The organism is Actinocorallia sp. B10E7, from assembly GCF_039871655.1.
Taxonomy (GTDB): Bacteria; Actinomycetota; Actinomycetes; order Streptosporangiales; family Streptosporangiaceae; genus Actinocorallia.
The window spans coordinates 46,508-62,583 of record NZ_JBDPLZ010000001.1; the positions used below are offsets into that span (position 1 = coordinate 46,508).

Below are 16,076 nucleotides of genomic sequence, written 5' to 3' on the forward strand. Positions count from 1 at the left end.
CCCGCGTGCCCGTCCTCACAGATGGGCACGCGGGGGCGCCGCCATGCGCGGCGCCGTCCGGTGCTCGGGACGGGGAACGCGCACGGGCGCGGGCGGCTCGGCCGCGAGGGTCCCCGTGACCCGCTCGTAGCGGGGGAAGAGCAGGACGGCGTAAAGCGCCAGGAAGACGCCCGCCAGTTCCAGGGCGAGCCACAGCGGCTCGGACGGCCAGGGCTCCCCGAAGAGCAGCGCGGCGCCGCACACCAGCTGGATCTTGCCGACGATGTTCATCACGGCGCAGACCAGGATCAGGCGGCGCTGCTGCAGTCCGATGTGCAGCAGGCCCAGGCCCAGTCCCCCGGCCAGCACGAACAGCGCCGGGTAGGGCGTGAACAGCAGGTCGCGCGGAGCGCCGGTGATGTAGGGGATCATCGCCACGCCCATCGTCTCGGCGGTGCCGAGCAGCACGCCCGCGCCGATCCCGTACGCGACCCCCGTGAGCCGCCTGGCGTGCCGGCCTTCCGCCTTGCGCTCCCGCACGCAGAACAGCCAGATGGGGAAGAGGAGCGAGGGGACCGTCGCGGCGGCGAACGTCCAGGGAGAGGGGTCGGGTGGACCGGCCTGGCTGCGCGAGGGGAAGGACCCGTATCCGTAGAACACCGAGACCGCGATCAGGACCAGCGCCCCGGCCAGCAGGATCAGTGCGTTGACCTCGCGGCGGGCCAGCCGCTCCTTGAAGCCGTACGCACCGACCACGATCAGCAGGAGCAGGCCGAAGAGGTAGGTGGCCAGCATGATCGAGACCGGTGCGGTGTTCACCGCGGACGCGGCCACCACGGTGCCGCTCATCACCGTGGTCAGGCCGATCAGCCACGAGCCGCTGGTCGCCAGCTTCATCGTGGCGTGGAACGGGCGCCGGGCGGTGAGCGGGGGAAGCGAGGCACCGGTCGTCTTGAAGATCACGAAACCGGTGAGGTAGATGAGATGGGCGGCGCACGCCAGGAGCACGGGCTGCATGGTTCCTCCGGGGGTGGGTCGAAGGGAGCCCCATCGTGGCATGACGGATATGTCAGCTAGCAGGCAACGACGGCAAGGAGTTCCCGGATTTTTTGTCCTCTCCGCTCAAGAATTGAGCGGAGAGGACAGCGCGCCGCTCCGGCTCAGCCCAGACCCAGCCGCTCCGCGAGCCTGGCCCGGTGCCCGCGGCGCGGACCCAGCAGCAGTTCGGAGCTCTTGGCGCGCTTGTAGTAGAAGTGCGCGTCGTGCTCCCAGGTGAAGCCGATACCGCCGTGCAGCAGCAGGTGCTCCTTGGCCACCCGGAAGTAGGCCGGGCCGACGTAGGCCTGGGCGAGCGCCGCGGCCTGCGGCAGCTCGTCCGGCGCCTCGTCGGCGGCCCACGCCGCGTACCTGGCCACCGACTCGGACTGCTCCAGGAGGCAGTGCAGGTCGGCGAGCCGGTGCTTCACTCCCTGGAAGGAACCGACGAACCGGCCGAACTGGACGCGCAGCTTGGCGTAATCGACGATCGTGTCCAGGCAGCGGCGCAGCCCGCCCACTTGCTCGGAGGCCAGGACCGCGCCCGCGACGTCGAGGGTGCGGGCCAGCGCCTCCGTCGCGTCCGCCGGGCCGACGAGGCGGGCGGGGGTCCCGGAGAACTCGACCGCGGCCTGGGGACGGGTCGGGTCCAGGACTTCCAGCGGGGTGCGCCGGGCAGCCTCGCCCCGGACGGCGAAGACGGCGGGCCTGCCGTCCAGGTCGGCGACGACCAGGAGCAGGTCGGCGTCGGCGCCGTAGAGGACACGCTCGGCACACCCGTCGAGGGTGTGGTCGGCGGAGGCCGTCACGCCCTCACCGAACGCGAGCGTCGCGACCGTCGTTCCCGCCGCGATGCCCGGCAGGTACTCCCGCTTGGCCTCCTCGTCGCCCAGCGCGAGCAGCGCCTCGGCGGCCAGGACGGACGAGGCGAAGTACGGCACCGGGGTGAGGGCCGCGCCCAGCTCCTCCAGGACGACGGCGACCTCGGCGTGTCCGGCGCCCTCTCCCCCGTACTCCTCGGGGATCGCCAGGCCGGTGACGCCCAGCTCGCCGGCCAGCCGCTCCCACGTCTTGCGGTCGTAGGACTCCTCGCCCTCGGCGATCTGCCGGACCCGCGCGATCGGCGCGGCGGAGGCCAGGAACGACCGGACGGCCTCGGCCAGTTCCCGCTGCTCGGTGGTAAGGATGAGTCTCACGCGCCCGCCTCCTTCTTCTGCGTGCCGACCTTGAGTTCACGGAAGGGGACGTCGCGGTCGACCTGCGGTTCGCGGGGCAGGCCCAGCACCCGTTCTCCGATCGCGTTCCGGACGATCTCGTTGGTGCCGCCGCCCAGCGCCATGCCCGGAGCCCACGCCAGGGCCGCGGCGTAGCGCGCCAGCTCGTCGTCCTCGGAGTGCGCGACGACGCCCTCACCGAAGATCTCGGCTGCGGTCTCGGCGCTGTCGAGGGTCAGCTCGGCCAGCAGGAGCTTGGTGACCGAACCGCGCGAACCGGGATTGATCCCGGCCTTGACCTCCTGGGCCAGGCGGGCGTTGAACAGTTCCAGCGCGCGTTCCTGGATGTAGAGGTCGACCAGCTTCTCGCGGACGGCCGGGTCCTCGGTCAGGCCGCGCTTGCTCGCGCGGGCGGCGATGCTCCGGTAGGAGGTGGGACGGTCGGGGGCGGCGCTGCCCATGCCGATCGACAGACGCTCGTGCAGGAGGGTGGTGATGGCCGCGTGCCATCCGTTGTTCACCCCGCCGACGACCTGGTCCTCGGCGATGCGGACGTCGTCGAAGAAGACCTCGTTGAAGTGCGCGATGCCCGTCATGTCACGCAGCGGGCGCACCGTCACGCCGGGGGCGTGCATGTCGACGATGAACATCGTGATGCCCTTGTGCTTGGGCACGTCCACGTCGGTGCGAGCGATGATCAGTCCGTAGTCGGCGTGCTGCGCGACGGTCGTCCAGACCTTCTGGCCGCTCAGGATCCAGGAGTCCCCGTCCAGGACCGCGCGGGTCTGCAGGGAGGCGACGTCCGAGCCCGCGCCGGGCTCGGAGAACAGCTGGCACCAGATCTCCTCGCCGCGCAGCAGCGGCTTGATGTAGCGCTTCTTCTGCTCCTCGGTGCCCAGTGACAGCAGCGTCGGGCCGCACATGCCGAGGCCGATGCCGAACACGCCGGTCGGCAGTGCCTTGCCGCTGCCGCGCGCGGCCTGCTGGAAGACGCGCTCCTCGGCGGTGCTCAGCCCCTGCCCGCCGTACTCGGCCGGCCAGGAGATGCCGGAGTAGCCCGCGTCGTAGAGCTCGGCCATGAACTCCCGGGACACGTCGACGCCCGTGTTCTCCGGTATGGGGGTCTTCTCCAGCCAGGCTTTCACCTGACTGGCATACGCCTCGATATCAGTCATCCGGGCTCCTCAACCGAATCGGATTCGGTTTCTTATTCAACCCCAATGACCCCGGCTTCCTCCACCCTCCGTAAGGGTTTACTTTCCACTTCTGTACGCGAGGGCGAACGCGGCCGCCGCACCGAGCGCACCCAGGAACCTCAGATGGTTGAACGCCGTCCACCGCGACACGTACGTCTTCCAGAAGTCGGCCGTACCGGCGGCCGCGGCGTCCAGCGCCTCGAGCTGGTTGTTGTAAGGCACGTGGTAGACCGCCGTCAGCACGATCGGAACCAGATGCAGGCCGGCTCCCACCACCGCATACACGCTTCCCGGCGCACTGAGGTCGCGCAGTCCCCCGACGCCCACGACGATGCCCGTCACCGCCGTGCCGAACAAAGTGAGCATGAAGAGGGAGCTGGGCGCGGCCCTGTTCATCGACTGCATCGCGGCGGCGCCTTGAGCGGACGGCAGATTCGCCAGCCCTCGCATGACGAAAGTGGAGAACGCGAAGAAGACTCCGGCATTCACTCCGGCTCCGACGGTCGAGACGAGCAGCAGAGTACGGTTCAAGGTGTTCTCCTCCGGGGTTCGACTACACCCCATCTCACTGCGCCGGAGCCGTGGCCTCCATCGCTGAGAAGCGCACGCGCATACGCGTCCGTCCACGCGTTACCTTCGTCCCATGGACGCTCTAGCCGCCCTGCTGGACGGCCCTCGCGCCGCAGGCGCCTTCCTACTGCGCTCTGTCATGAACCCGCCGTGGTCCATGCGCATCCAGGACCGTTCGCCTCTGACGGTCGTGGTCATCGCCCAGGGCCACGCCTGGATCACCCCCGAGACGGACCCGCCCCTGCGCCTGTCCCCCGGCGAGGTCGCCCTGGCCCGCGGCCCCCACCCCTACGTCGTCTCCGACTCCCCCGGCACCCCGCCCCAGATCGTCATCCACCCCGGCCAGATCTGCACCACCCTGGACGGCACCCGCCTGGAGGAGACGATGTCCCAGGGCATCCGCACCTGGGGCAACACCCCCACGGGCGAGACGGTCATGCTCACCGGCACCTACGAGACCGCCACGGAGACCGCGCAGCAACTGCTGAACGCCCTGCCCCCGCTGCTGGCCCTCCCCGCCGACCCCGCCCACACCCCTCTGATCGACCTGCTCACCCAGGAGATCACCCAGGACTCCCCCGGCCAGAACGCCATCCTGGACCGCCTCCTGGACCTGCTGACGATCACGCTCCTGCGCTCCTGGCTGACCCGCCCGGACGTCCAGCCCCCCGCCTGGTACCGGGCCCAATCCGACCCCATGATCGGCCAGGCCCTGCGCCTGCTGCACCACAACCCGTCCCACCCCTGGACGGTGGAGCTCCTAGCCCGGCAACTGGACGTCTCCCGCTCGACCCTGGCCCGCCGCTTCACCACCTTGGTAGGCGAACCCCCCATGGCCCACCTCACCCGCTGGCGCCTCAGCCTCGCCGCCGACCTCCTCCAGGACCCGGCCCTCACCCTCGAGGCCATAGCCCGCAAAGTCGGCTACGCCACCCCCTACGCCCTCAGCACCGCCTTCAAGCGCACCCGCGGCCTCACCCCGGCCCAACACCGCACCCGCCGACCCCCGATTTCGCGTACACCCCCCAAAACCCTGTACGCTACCGACGGAGCCACACACAACGGCCCCACGCGGATGTAGCTCAATGGTAGAGCCCTAGTCTTCCAAACTAGCTACGCGGGTTCGATTCCCGTCATCCGCTCCAGGTTTCCGCAGGTCAGAGCCGTGATCCACTTGGATGGATCACGGCTCAAGATCTTTTGTCACCCAAATGTCACTGGGAATCGCCGCTACGCCCCGGCAGCTCACATGCGAACCCGGTCTCAATCAGCATCGCCCGGCACCACTGCCTCCTTCGTCGGCACCCCATAGCCCACTCAAATCAATACGATGCATGTGGGGTCCTAGAAGTGGTCTTGTCGAGAGATCAACTTCATAGAGCAGAGGCTTCACGCGTCCTCAAATGTCACAGACTCCGCCGTCCTGGACGTGCAGGAGGGGACGGTCGTCTTCGTGTCGGGACTACTGGAGTTCGAGCGTGAGCAGCGCGGCACCGCGCAGGCCGACGGGTCCTGGACTGCCGGGCGCAGGCGGTGCTGATCCTGCGGTGGTTCCTGGATCACCCCGGCTCCGGCGGCTGGCCGTCGACAACGCCATCAGCGTCACGACCGCCTACCGCTACCTGCACGAGGGCATCGACGTGCTCGCCTCCCATGCCCTAACCTGCACGGCGCCCTGCGGGACGCCCAGGAGGCCAAGTACTCGCACGTGAATGTGGACAGCGTCGTGATTGCCACCGACTGGATGAGCACGCCTGGCCCCAACACCGCGAACCTGTGGTGGTCGGGCAAGCACAAGCACCATGGCGGCAACGTCCAGGTCCTCTCCGCCCCCGACGGATGGCCGCTGTGGACCTCCTCCGTGCAGCCTGGCCGCCAACACGACATCACCTGCGCCCTCGCCCAGGTCAAAGACACCCTGACCTGCCTGGCCGACCTCGGCCACGAAGGCACCGCCCACGCACTGCGCGTCCCGGCCAAGAAGACCAAAGGACGCCGGCTCACCGACGACCACAAGACCTCCAACAAACTGCTACGCGGTCTGCGCGACATCGGCGAACGCGCGAACGCACTGCTCATCGTCACTTTCAAGGCCCTGCGCCAAGTCAGCCTCGCCCCTGGAGGATCGGCGCCATCACCGCGGCAGCCCTCGTCCTGCTCCACCATGAGAACAACCACACCATCTGAAATCACGAACAGTCACGAGAGATTACCGGCAAAGGCTCAGTGAGCGCCCGCGCGCGGGACTCAAGTTCGAGGGCAGGACTCGGAAAGCTTAGGTGAGCGTGCCGGAAAATGTCGGTGCTCTTCGTTAGCGTAGCCTCGTCGGAAAGTAACGAAAGGTTGGGAGACATGGCAGCGGACGGCGATACGGGTGACCCCGCAGCCGGTATCTTCAACCCACGCCTAAGCGACGTCTTCGGCCTGATGATCCGGCAAGACGAGGTGGACTTTGTCGTCCCCCATCTACGCGAGGACCTCCCGCTGTACCTCGATCCATTCCTGCTCTGGAAGTCCGACGACCCGGAGTACCGACGGCTTCATGCCGATCTGCTCGGCTTCGTGGACGAAGTCCGCAAGCACGCCGTCGACGGACGGGCCATGCGAGCAAGAATGCTTCTCTCAGAAATCCGCGAGCCAGCCGAACTCGGGCTGGGCTATGCCGCCGGGACTAAGCGGGGCTCAGCGCTCGGTTCCGGCACCATCGACAGCATCGTCCACACATTCCAACAGGTTCCGCAGCTCCAAACCGCTAGCCTGGACCACCTGGAGGTCCTCTCGCTGCTCGTGCCCCGCATCGCCGAGGATCGCATCAGCGATCTGACCGCTTCAGTCATCAAACGCTGGCTCAGCAAATTCACTGAGCGCCGCTGCGCTGACTGGGGCATCCCGACGAGCCGCCGCCGTCTCCTGGGCTGGGACACCGCAGCGCTCGACTGGCGGCCGTTCGATGCTCGCCTTCCACACAACCCTGCCGACGGCTCGCCCGTCCTACTTGCACCACTGAATTTGCTCCGCAGGCTGCCTTGGATCAACTACGGCGACTACTACCGCAGCGCTTACGCGCCGCTCGTACTACCGCCGGGCCGCGCGGGCAGAGCCGTCGCCAAGCAGGACGTACTCACTTACAACCGCGTACACTTCGACACTGTCCGCAGTTACGTCGCGGAGCGTGAGGCCGCAGCCGACGTGTGCACCCCAGACCCACTCTTCACGCCGCTCAGACTCGCGACCGTCAAGAAGAAGGTCTCCGAGATAAAGGCGTTGCCGACCGGGCGCGTCGACGGAGCGGACAAGAAGTTCGAGGAGCTCGTATTCGACGTCCTGTCCTCCGTGCTCTACCCCGAGCTCGACCTCGCTGGCCAGCAGGAACGAACGATCAGCGGTGCCCACATCCGAGACATCATCTTCCACAACGACGGCAAGACGCCGTTCTTGACCGACCTCCGGGACCAGTACGGCGCGCGCCAGCTCGTCTTCGAGCTCAAGAACGTCGCCGTGCTCGACACAGAGCACGTCAATCAGCTCTATCGCTACCTCGACGACGAGGACATGGGCCGCCTCGGTGTGATCGTCGCACGTAACCCGCCGAAGACCAGCGTCCAGCGCAATATCGTCGACTTGCACTCGTCCAAGCGCCGCGCGGTCCTGTGCCTGGACGACTCAGATCTCGACCTCATGGTCGCCCTCCTCGACTCCGGACGGCGCGCTATCGAAGCATTGCGCAAGAAGCACGTCGAGTTCACCCGCCGGCTCCCAAAGTAGGAGAACATATGTCCCACCGCACCACGCTGAACGACGGCACCTCACTGCCACCTACCGACGAGCAGGCAGCGACCTATGACCGGCTCGTCCCCATGCTGGTGGCTGCCCACCGTGAGATGACCGAGCTGTCCAAGAAAAAGCAGGACGGCATCGTGAACACCCTCAAGATCAAAATGCTTAACCGTCTCCTCAATGAGCTCAGCAAGGTCATCGAAAACGACCCCAGCTTTGCCTTCGTCGACATGCTCGATGAGGAAACCCTCCCGCAGAATAGCGACGCGGTCCTCGTCCTCAGCCAATGGCAGGCAGCCCTCAACCAATACAAGGACCGCCACTACGGCTATGACTCGTCAATACACGAGCGACGGTGGTTCACCCTGGAGAACCCCGGAGGCAACGACCACTGAAGCCCCGCCCATCGCTTTCCACTCCCTCCTTTTCTAGCCAGAATCACCGCGAGATGGGGACTGCCGCTGGCCAGGATCTCTGTCAGCGCCAGCTATGCTGCATCGGCGGTTCGGCTGCGCCAGAATTCCGGCTGATGAGGTGAAGTCACGTGATCTTCCTTCCCACGATCTGCCTGACCCTTCTCATCGTGCCTGGCTGTTGAACGGGGAAGCTCATGGCTGGTGCACCACGGCAGTCGCCGCCCGCGCTACCACTGCGCCATCAAGAACAACACCTGGCTGCACACTCGCGCCGCCCCTCAACCTCCGCCGCCTGATCAACCTCGGCCTCACCCACACCGGCACCGCCTGGGCCCTCACCCCAACCACCGCATAACCACAAAAGAAGCTGCCCGGCCTACGGCCAGACAGCCCCCAAGCAAGATCCTTATCGTTCTTCTAGGTCTAGGAGATGGAAGGGATCGCAGTCTTCTCGGCTTCAGCGAGGGCATCCTTGAGGATGCCGTTCATCTGGGAGAATGCGTCGGGGCGCTGGAGCGCAACCTTAACGGTGATGTTGTCCTTCTTGGCGGAGGCGAGCCACAGGCTGATCGCTTGCCAGACCCGCAGCCAGACGAACTTGCACGTGGGGTCCTCGGGACCGACGGCCATTCGCTCGAGAATCGCCGTCGCCCGAATCTGGCCCAACGAGGAGAAGCGCCAGATCAGAACCTCGTGGGCCAGCGCGGTGGCGTGGGCGCAGACGAGTTTGTGCGCTGGACGCAGTGCGTCCACGCGGGTGGGGCCGTCCGGGTCACCGCCCATCTTGTTGCCCAGCGAAGGGGCGAGAGCACTGAGCTTTTCGCTGTTGGAGGCCTTCAGCAGGTTGGAGGCCTGCTCATACAGCTCGTAGGCGAGTAGGTACTCCTTCGCCGATACCGAAGGGTCGAACGCCTGGTTCTCCAAATCACCGAACATCGACTCCCGCTTGGAGATCGCGTCCGCAGGAAGCCCCTGGAAAGCCAGGTAACGCTGGCCGATATCCTCCTTAGTCACTCGCCGGTTGTTGTAGGCCTTGCGGTCGGCGGGTGTCAGCGACTGCCACTCGCCGCGGCGGCGCTCGTAGAAGATCGGGGGTGTCAGCATCCCGAAGTTGCTCTGGATCCTGCGGTGTCGGTTCTCGTTTGCGCGCAGGTCTCCGGCCCGGACCGGCGACTGGCTGTTGGTGTACTGGGAGATCTCTCGGAGGGCGTCACGCCCCGCATCGCCCTGCTCGATCGCGATGATCCTCGCTTGCACGGCCACCTCGCCGTACTCCAGGCTGGCCCGCCGCTCATGAAAGACCGACGATGTCTGAGCGCCGTTGACGATCTGAGGATTCCTCGCGATGAGTATGGGGCCAGTCTCATCACTGGAACGAAACTCGAACGACTCGGCGACCAAGGTGATCCCGTTGTTGTACAACCAGAACGCCTTCCGCTTCTCTGCGTCGTCCAGCGTCCCCAGCATGGCCTTGTTCACCCGATTGGACTTCTTCAGGTAATACCGTACGTTCCCGTGGAACAGGCGGGGACCCCACTTAGCGACGGCGTCCGCGAGCGAACGGCCATCGAGCGCGAAGACGCCGGCGCTCTTTACACCTGGAAGAGAGAACTCCGACCGCTCGAAGTATTCGTTCTTCCCTGACAGCTTGAACGTAACCGACTGCCCGGCGAGGTCCTCGATGGGATCCTCGCTGAGCTTCATCTCATAGAGCCGCTCGATATCGAAGATGTTGGCCGTGTAGCTCTCGCCGAACCCGACAGCCGTGTCGGTGAGCCGCTTCTTGCTCTCCTCGGAAAGCCGCCCCGCGATGAAAAAGTCGAGGGACACTGATGCGCCGTCGTCGAGCGCCTCCTTGAGTGCGAGCGCGACGTCTCTGAGTTTCTCAGCGTTCTGGCCCTTCTCGATCTTCTCCGGATCACGTAGGAGCATGGCGGCCTTGAATAGGGAGTCCAATGTGCCGGGTGAACCGAAAGTCCCGGTGGGGTCATCGGAGTACTTGGCCTGCACCAGGTGAAAGATGCCGGCGTCGTGATCGTAGTGCCAGCCGTCGATCCCGGCGTCGCCGCGCTGCAGTGTGTCAGACTGGTTGAAGGCATCGTCCTCGGCGACTTCGAGTGCATAGTGAATCGCCCAAGCGGCGAAGGCACGATCACTCGTCACATCGTAGTTATCAGCGACTCTGTTGACCTGGTCCCGCATCCAACTGAGGTAATCTGCCGAGATCTCCACCTGGCAAGGCTCCTTCGCGCTTCATGTCTGTCGGTCTCCATCGTGGCACGACTCCCGAGAGCACCGGGCGAAGACAGGCCACATGGTGGATGGGCCAGCTGAGGTGATTGTTACGACCTGCACAGCCTCCAGCGCCCGAATCGTCCGCCACTGCTCCATAAGCTCGGACCGCTATCTGCTGAAATGGCTCCTCAACCGCGCGAAGTGGGACGCCAGCGCGCTCCGCGATGAGGTCCGCTCCTACCTGGTGGAGATCTTGACTCGCCAGAGGGATGCTGATCGCTGATGACACCTAGGCGATCAAGAAAGGGACCAAGTCCGTCGGAGTGGCCCGCCAGCACTGCGGGGCCACCCTTGGATACCTGGCCCGCAGCCCCAGGGCACCGCCCGCGCTCCTGGCCTGGGAAAACACCCCCGAACCCGGGAGAGCCACATGAACCGACCCCGCTGCCGATCTGACCCTCGCTCGCCGAGATCGGCAGCTCCATCGCCTGCATCCTCATCTCCACCGCCAGCGCCCTCGAACACGTCCTGGCCTGGTCGCTCTTCCGCAGAATCCACCAGACCCGCGCACTCATCAGCCACTACCGGCAACGAGGAGACCCACTCCTCAAGATCCACGAAGGGGCACATGGTTCACCATGTGCCCCTTCGAAAATTCAGGCGACAGCGAGTGAGACGAGGTCGCTGATGTTCTTGAGGTCTTGACGGCCAGCCAAGTGACCGATCCCTCGGTGGATGTGGATGGTCAGGGTATGAACGATGTTCTCCTCAGTGGGTTCCTCGCCGTCAGCGAGGCAACGCTGCTTCAGGAGCGCCAGGTAGATATCACCGTAGGCACCGGTGAAGGTCTTCCAGGACATTTCGACGTTGGAGTCGGTGTTGATTTCTCGAACCAGCGGTGGCGTCGGATCCTGAAGAGAGAGCGCAAGCGCCCAGCGGCACAGGGTATTCCAGTTCTTGATGCCGGTGATGCGCTTGAGCTTGACCAGTTGGTCTTTCGCCGGCTGGGAGAGCCGAACGTTGTCAAGCGACATGAGCCGTACCTCCAGTCCACCAGTAGCCGGGCTCGACTGAAGTGGTGAACGTCTTGTCGTCGTGGACCAGCATGTAGGTGTGCGCGATCGACGGCTTCAGCTTGCTGAGCAGGTACTCGTCGATCTCTTCGTCCGTGGACAGCAGGAGCACTTGGTCACTGGCGTGAGGGAAGTAACGGTCCACCAGATGTTCGCGATGGCGGCTGTCGAGACGGCCAAGGGGGGTATCGATCACGCTGGGGAGGCGGTTACCCGCCACCTTCGCCAGGCCCCACAGGAGTGAGATCGCCAAAAGCTGACGTTCACCCGCGCTTAGGCGGGAGGGATCCAACTCCTGGCCGTCGTGACCAACCAGGGTGAGAGTGAATTTCTGTGTGTCGATACGCAGGTCGCGTACGAGAGCAGACTTGCGCATGAGGTGCTGGAAGCTCCTCAGGACCGCGACCTCGAGCTTGCTGATGTGTCTCTGCAGGAGCGCGGCACCGAACTTCTCCATGGTCGAACGGACCTTCTCGGAGTAAGTGACAATGCGCTCCGCGTCCTCTGCTTGGGCCAGCTTCGCGGCACGTCCCTTGTAGGCACGCTCACGCTCAAGCACGAGCTGCTCACGACGGCGGCGGGCGGTCTCCAACTCTTCCTTGAGTTTGTCGAGCTCAAGTCCAAGGCGAGTCACTTCGTCCCGTTGGGCGTCTCGCTGTTCAAGGAGCGTGGCGATTACATCGTGAGCCGGTACGCCAGCAAGCTGACGCTCGAGGACATTGAGAAGCTCCCGAAGAAGTTGGGCTTGTTCGATAAGATCACGCGCGCGCGCAACCTCCTGCCCCAAGATCTCCTCCAGAGACATCAGCTGCGGGAGGGATTCGGTTGGGAAGTCGAACATCTGACGAGTCCCGGCAACGATCGATGCACGCCGTTCCCGGTCAGCAGTGAGGTGCTTCTCTGCCGCTGTGAGGCTGTCAGTAGGCACGAGGTCCTTCAGCAGCACCAGCAGCTCCCCGTCCCGCTCGCTCAGCACATCGATGACCTGCGCTACCTCAGCAGCCTGTCTCTCATTCTCGACCTGGTCCCGGACTGCTGATAGCTGTGGAGCCAGCAGCATCAGAGGCAGAGGGCCAGCGGCGAGAGTGTTGGCCAGCGTCTCGTTGACGCTCTTGAGCTGGGCAGCCGTCTGAGATCGTTCGGCTTCTAGCTCTGCCCGGCGGGTGTAGAGGTCACCGCCTTCCTTGGCGAACACCTCGTCGACGCCTGCAAAACGCCGCTCAGCCGCTTCCAGCTCGGATGCCTTCGACGCGGCACGTTGGGCGCCCTCGTCGCAGAGCTGGTCTGTCTGCCTGATCTCTTTCTCGATCTGCTGGATTTGTTCCAGCACCTGCTGATCTTCCTTTGAGATCTTCTGTCGGCGCTGGACGGCGAGCAAGTCGTTACGCAGCCGTTCGACCGCATTGAGCCCGAACAGCGACTGCACGGCGGACTCGATCACTGTAGCCGCTCGGTCTGGATTCGCCAGCGACTCGATCTTCTCTCCATCGAAGAAAAAGAGCGAGGATGCTTCAAGCGGTAGAAGGTCCTCCACGTAGTCGGCCCAATGCTCACTGACCACAAGGTCGAGTTCGCCGTTGATGAGCACGTTGAGGAACTCCCGAACGGACTTGCCGCTGGCCTCCCAGGACCGGACGACCTTGTAGCGGCGTTCCTGGCCTTCAACCGTTGTGGAGAATTCAACGGTCACCCGGGCGTGCTTGGGGTTGGCCTGCCGGTTGATGCTGTCGCGAAGATAGTCGTCGTAGGAACGGTTGCCGCGGCCACTGGTGCGTGCGCGTGCTCCATACAGCGCCAGCTGGATGGCATCCAGCAGCGTGGTCTTACCGCAGCCGTTAAGGCCACCGATCAGGATGATCGGGCGACCAGGGCGGGTGGTCAGGTCGAGAGACTGCTTGCCCTTGTAGGCACCGAAGTTCTCAAGGGTGACATTAAGCAGGAGCATCAGTGATCTCTTCGTCAAAGAGCGACAGCTCGGGTACGGTTTTTTCCTTCTGGAGCTGCAGAGCGCTCTGTTCGGCGTCTTCCTTGTTCTCGTAGTAGCCGCGGCGGATCGTCTTCTCGAGTTCCTCGAAGAGCCCAGAGCGGCGCGTCATCGTCCGGAACTTGCGTTCCACTGCTAGCAGTTCGCGAGCGGTGGTGAAGTGCAATTCGTCATCACCACAGACTTCGCGGAGCAACTCCATCTCGTCCTCAGCGAGGGTGAGATGTTCGTCGAGGGGGCCACCCGGGAACTTCTCTCCGGTCTCTTCCTCGTAGATCTTGGGTAGAAGATCCTCCACCTCGTGCTTCTCGAAGACCCAGAGGCGACGGATCTCGTGAAGCTCGTCCATGGTAATCAGATCGATGCCACGGACGCTTTCGGGGCCGTTCTGCCGGACCCAGGTTTGAGCGTTGAGAAGTTCCCGCAACCAGTTCGCGCGTGACTTCTGGGTGTACGGGCCATGGACGACCTGGTCGTTGAACAGCTGGATGGAGCCGTTCATCTTCCGCCAGTCCCTCAGGTGCTTGTCGTCGCGGCGTCCCTCTTCGTTGCGGACGTCGAGCTTGTTGCGCAGTTCGAGGAGAGGTTGCATCCACTCCTTCTCCTCGTCGTTTTGGATCATTGCCGCCATGGACTTGTCCTGGTCGACGAGGGTGCAGGTCCAGCAGCCGAATCGGCTGTCACCGCACGACGGGGTGGTGTTGTCCACGACCAGAGGGCACTCGCCGTCGCTGGACGCGCCTTGGTACATAGTCAGCAGGTCTTTGTTGTTGTGTCCCCAGGCGTTGGGGAGCTGCATGAGGAATGTCCAGACCTCGTCGTTGGTCCACTCCTCGATCGGGCTGTAGACCAGTGAGTTGGGCAGGTTGCCGTTCGGGGAGAGGCGGTCGCGGACACGGTGCTTCTCGTGCCGGGTCATGGCTCGCGCTCGGGCCTGGCTCTCGGCTTTGCGGATTCCGAGGACGAGGATCGTCTCGCCGTGCTCGCGCACGACGTTACGAATGAACGTATTGGACGGCCGGATCTTCAACCGTTCGGTGCACCAGCGGAACTTAGGACGGGGCGCCGGGTAGCCCTTACCAATCAAGCCCACCCAAAAGGTGTCCTTAACCTCAGGGGTGAGTCGATGCGGCTTGATGGGAAGTTGTTGCTCTTCTGCTGCTTTCTCCATGGTGACCAGGGATTGCGTGACCCAGCTGGCGACGATCGGATTCTCCACCAGAGTGTCGGTGGAGATGACGTGTACCGGCTTGGTGCGCTTGTCTTCCGGCAGCTCCTGCAGTGCGAGCCAGACCAGCTGGAGCACGGAGGTGGAGTCCTTGCCACCGCTATAACCGATGACCCAGGGAACCTCGTCAGCCAGATAGAGCTCTCGAATCTCCTCGGTCAGCTCTTTGACGACGGCGGCGAGACCCCCACGGTCCTTGAACGGGATGGCCCGGCGGGCCGGCATGCCCAGGGGGACGGTCATCGATCTCCTCGCAGGTGTATCGCTTCGATATTGGCTTCTTCGGGGCTGAGTTCCATGCCGAGCTTCTGCCGCAGGTAGCTGACGGTCAGCACGACGTTGGTGTGGTTCTTCGACACACGACCGCCGACGATGGCTCGGCCTTCCCAGTCCGGGTTCGATCTCGACCAGTCCATCGTGGCAAGCGGCTCCAGCCGGGGGCGCCACGAATCGGGTTCTGTGGATTCCAGCAACAGCGTGTTGCCGAGACGGCCGAGTGCGTGCAGCGCGATCCCGTGGCTGTGTAGGTACTGACGCCGGACGTCCGCTGCCGTTATCTTCCGTTTGCGGGCGAGTTCCCACTCAGGGATCAGCGAGTCGACAGCTGTCCAGTACTGCTCCGCCAGCTTGGCCAGCTCGTCAATATCATCCACCGCAAGCCCCTGCAGGAGCGCACCGGTGGCGTAGTAGAGAGCGCTGAGTGTGAAGAGCTTGCGGGACCGGGCGGATAGGGTGCTGCTCTCCATCTCCACGAAGTTGCGGAAGATGGGTGACTTCAGTGCCAGCAGCCTTGCTATCTGGGCGCGTTCGTCGCGGTGGTCGTACAGCACTCCGATGGATCGGGCGGGGCGTACCGCGTGCCGGTTGAGGTCGGCGAACATCTGCTGGCTGCGAGCCAGGCCGGCATCGTGGAAGAAAACGACCGCAATGGTCTCGTCACCCAGCTCAGGGTTCTCGGCGAGCGCTGTTTCGATCGCCGCTCGCCGGTGCTGGCCATCGTTGATGAGGAAACGGGCAGCCATCGGGATGTGAAGCTGCCCGATCCGCATGCCAGGGCCCTCGTCAGCGATCCCGACGAAGCGCACCTCTCCGTCCACCGACGCGGTCAGAGCCGAGAAGACGTAGTCGGTGGGGTTGTCGAGGATGTAAGAGGCGAGAGCGGGGATTCGCCCCTTGTTGAGCACCCGCTGCGCCCGCACCTCGGGTGCCAACTCTTCTTCATCGAACAGGAAGATCTTGGGGATGAGCCGCAGCGGACACATCGAGACATAGAATTCACGCTGCGCCTGAACGCCCCGAATCGCCGGGAAGGTGTACTCAAATCCCGCTGTTGTTCCGCTCGTCGACGGCTGTGACAAGAGTGGCCTCA

The 16,076-nt window shown here is 64.6% G+C and carries 12 protein-coding genes, 1 tRNA gene and 1 pseudogene; 5 read left to right on the forward strand and 9 right to left on the reverse strand.

Features of this window, described 5'->3' with window-relative positions; all coding sequences use genetic code 11:
• Positions 1-15: 15 nt before the first annotated feature.
• The 4 genes from ABGB12_RS00225 to ABGB12_RS00240 form a co-directional block, all read right to left on the reverse strand.
• Positions 16-996, reverse strand: a complete 981-nt coding sequence (locus ABGB12_RS00225; protein ID WP_347673465.1) for a hypothetical protein — start codon at positions 994-996, stop codon at positions 16-18.
• Between the two features lie 143 nt (positions 997-1,139).
• Positions 1,140-2,210 (reverse strand): acyl-CoA dehydrogenase family protein, encoded by a 1,071-nt coding sequence (locus ABGB12_RS00230; RefSeq protein ID WP_347673467.1) that lies wholly within the window; start codon positions 2,208-2,210, stop codon positions 1,140-1,142.
• Positions 2,207-3,403 (reverse strand): acyl-CoA dehydrogenase family protein, encoded by a 1,197-nt coding sequence (locus ABGB12_RS00235; RefSeq protein ID WP_347673469.1) that lies wholly within the window; start codon positions 3,401-3,403, stop codon positions 2,207-2,209. The genes ABGB12_RS00230 and ABGB12_RS00235 overlap by 4 nt, the downstream gene beginning before the upstream one ends.
• A gap of 78 nt (positions 3,404-3,481) precedes the next feature.
• Positions 3,482-3,955, reverse strand: a complete 474-nt coding sequence (locus tag ABGB12_RS00240) for an anthrone oxygenase family protein (RefSeq protein WP_347673471.1) — start codon at positions 3,953-3,955, stop codon at positions 3,482-3,484.
• 112 nt (positions 3,956-4,067) lie between these two features.
• Here ABGB12_RS00240 and ABGB12_RS00245 point away from each other — a divergent pair, with 112 nt between their 5' ends.
• The 5 genes and pseudogenes from ABGB12_RS00245 (at position 4,068) to ABGB12_RS00265 (ending at position 8,166) form a co-directional block, all read left to right on the forward strand.
• Positions 4,068-5,075: an AraC family transcriptional regulator gene (locus ABGB12_RS00245; protein ID WP_347673472.1), complete on the forward strand. Its 1,008-nt coding sequence runs from the start codon at positions 4,068-4,070 to the stop codon at positions 5,073-5,075.
• Positions 5,066-5,139: transfer RNA gene (locus ABGB12_RS00250), tRNA-Gly, on the forward strand. Before ABGB12_RS00245 ends, ABGB12_RS00250 begins: the two co-directional genes overlap by 10 nt.
• A gap of 230 nt (positions 5,140-5,369) precedes the next feature.
• A pseudogene (locus ABGB12_RS00255) lies at positions 5,370-6,181 on the forward strand (transposase family protein).
• 165 nt (positions 6,182-6,346) lie between these two features.
• Positions 6,347-7,759, forward strand: a complete 1,413-nt coding sequence (locus tag ABGB12_RS00260; RefSeq protein ID WP_347673473.1) for a hypothetical protein — start codon at positions 6,347-6,349, stop codon at positions 7,757-7,759.
• 8 nt (positions 7,760-7,767) lie between these two features.
• A complete protein-coding gene (locus tag ABGB12_RS00265; protein ID WP_347673475.1) occupies positions 7,768-8,166 on the forward strand; it encodes a hypothetical protein in 399 nt (132 codons plus the stop codon).
• Between the two features lie 444 nt (positions 8,167-8,610).
• Here ABGB12_RS00265 and ABGB12_RS00270 read toward each other — a convergent pair whose 3' ends face one another.
• The 5 genes from ABGB12_RS00270 to dndB form a co-directional block, all read right to left on the reverse strand.
• Positions 8,611-10,419, reverse strand: coding sequence for an AIPR family protein (locus ABGB12_RS00270; RefSeq protein WP_347673477.1), 1,809 nt, complete (start codon positions 10,417-10,419; stop codon positions 8,611-8,613).
• Positions 10,420-11,078: 659 nt separating this feature from the next.
• The gene (dndE, locus tag ABGB12_RS00275; RefSeq protein ID WP_347673479.1) at positions 11,079-11,456 is read right to left on the reverse strand and encodes a DNA sulfur modification protein DndE; all 378 of its coding nucleotides are present in this window, start codon (positions 11,454-11,456) and stop codon (positions 11,079-11,081) included.
• Positions 11,446-13,440 carry a DNA sulfur modification protein DndD gene (dndD, locus tag ABGB12_RS00280; RefSeq protein ID WP_347673481.1) on the reverse strand — a complete coding sequence of 665 codons (1,995 nt, stop codon included), beginning with the start codon at positions 13,438-13,440 and terminating at the stop codon, positions 11,446-11,448. The genes dndE and dndD overlap by 11 nt, the downstream gene beginning before the upstream one ends.
• Positions 13,427-14,950 (reverse strand): DNA phosphorothioation system sulfurtransferase DndC, encoded by a 1,524-nt coding sequence (gene dndC / locus ABGB12_RS00285; protein ID WP_347673482.1) that lies wholly within the window; start codon positions 14,948-14,950, stop codon positions 13,427-13,429. Before dndC ends, dndD begins: the two co-directional genes overlap by 14 nt.
• The gene (gene dndB / locus ABGB12_RS00290) at positions 14,947-16,065 is read right to left on the reverse strand and encodes a DNA sulfur modification protein DndB (RefSeq protein WP_347673484.1); all 1,119 of its coding nucleotides are present in this window, start codon (positions 16,063-16,065) and stop codon (positions 14,947-14,949) included. Before dndB ends, dndC begins: the two co-directional genes overlap by 4 nt.
• Between the last annotated feature and the right edge of the window lie 11 nt (positions 16,066-16,076).

What these genes read in the sequence shown, in the direction of transcription:
- ABGB12_RS00235 (WP_347673469.1), bottom strand. Translation starts at nt 3,403, where the DNA reads ATGACTGATATCGAGGCGTATGCCAGTCAGGTGAAAGCCTGGCTGGAG.
- ABGB12_RS00225 (WP_347673465.1), bottom strand. Translation starts at nt 996, where the DNA reads ATGCAGCCCGTGCTCCTGGCGTGCGCCGCCCATCTCATCTACCTCACC.
- dndE (WP_347673479.1), bottom strand. Translation starts at nt 11,456, where the DNA reads ATGTCGCTTGACAACGTTCGGCTCTCCCAGCCGGCGAAAGACCAACTG.
- ABGB12_RS00245 (WP_347673472.1), top strand. Translation starts at nt 4,068, where the DNA reads ATGGACGCTCTAGCCGCCCTGCTGGACGGCCCTCGCGCCGCAGGCGCC.
- ABGB12_RS00260 (WP_347673473.1), top strand. Translation starts at nt 6,347, where the DNA reads ATGGCAGCGGACGGCGATACGGGTGACCCCGCAGCCGGTATCTTCAAC.
- dndC (WP_347673482.1), bottom strand. Translation starts at nt 14,950, where the DNA reads ATGACCGTCCCCCTGGGCATGCCGGCCCGCCGGGCCATCCCGTTCAAG.
- dndD (WP_347673481.1), bottom strand. Translation starts at nt 13,440, where the DNA reads ATGCTCCTGCTTAATGTCACCCTTGAGAACTTCGGTGCCTACAAGGGC.
- ABGB12_RS00265 (WP_347673475.1), top strand. Translation starts at nt 7,768, where the DNA reads ATGTCCCACCGCACCACGCTGAACGACGGCACCTCACTGCCACCTACC.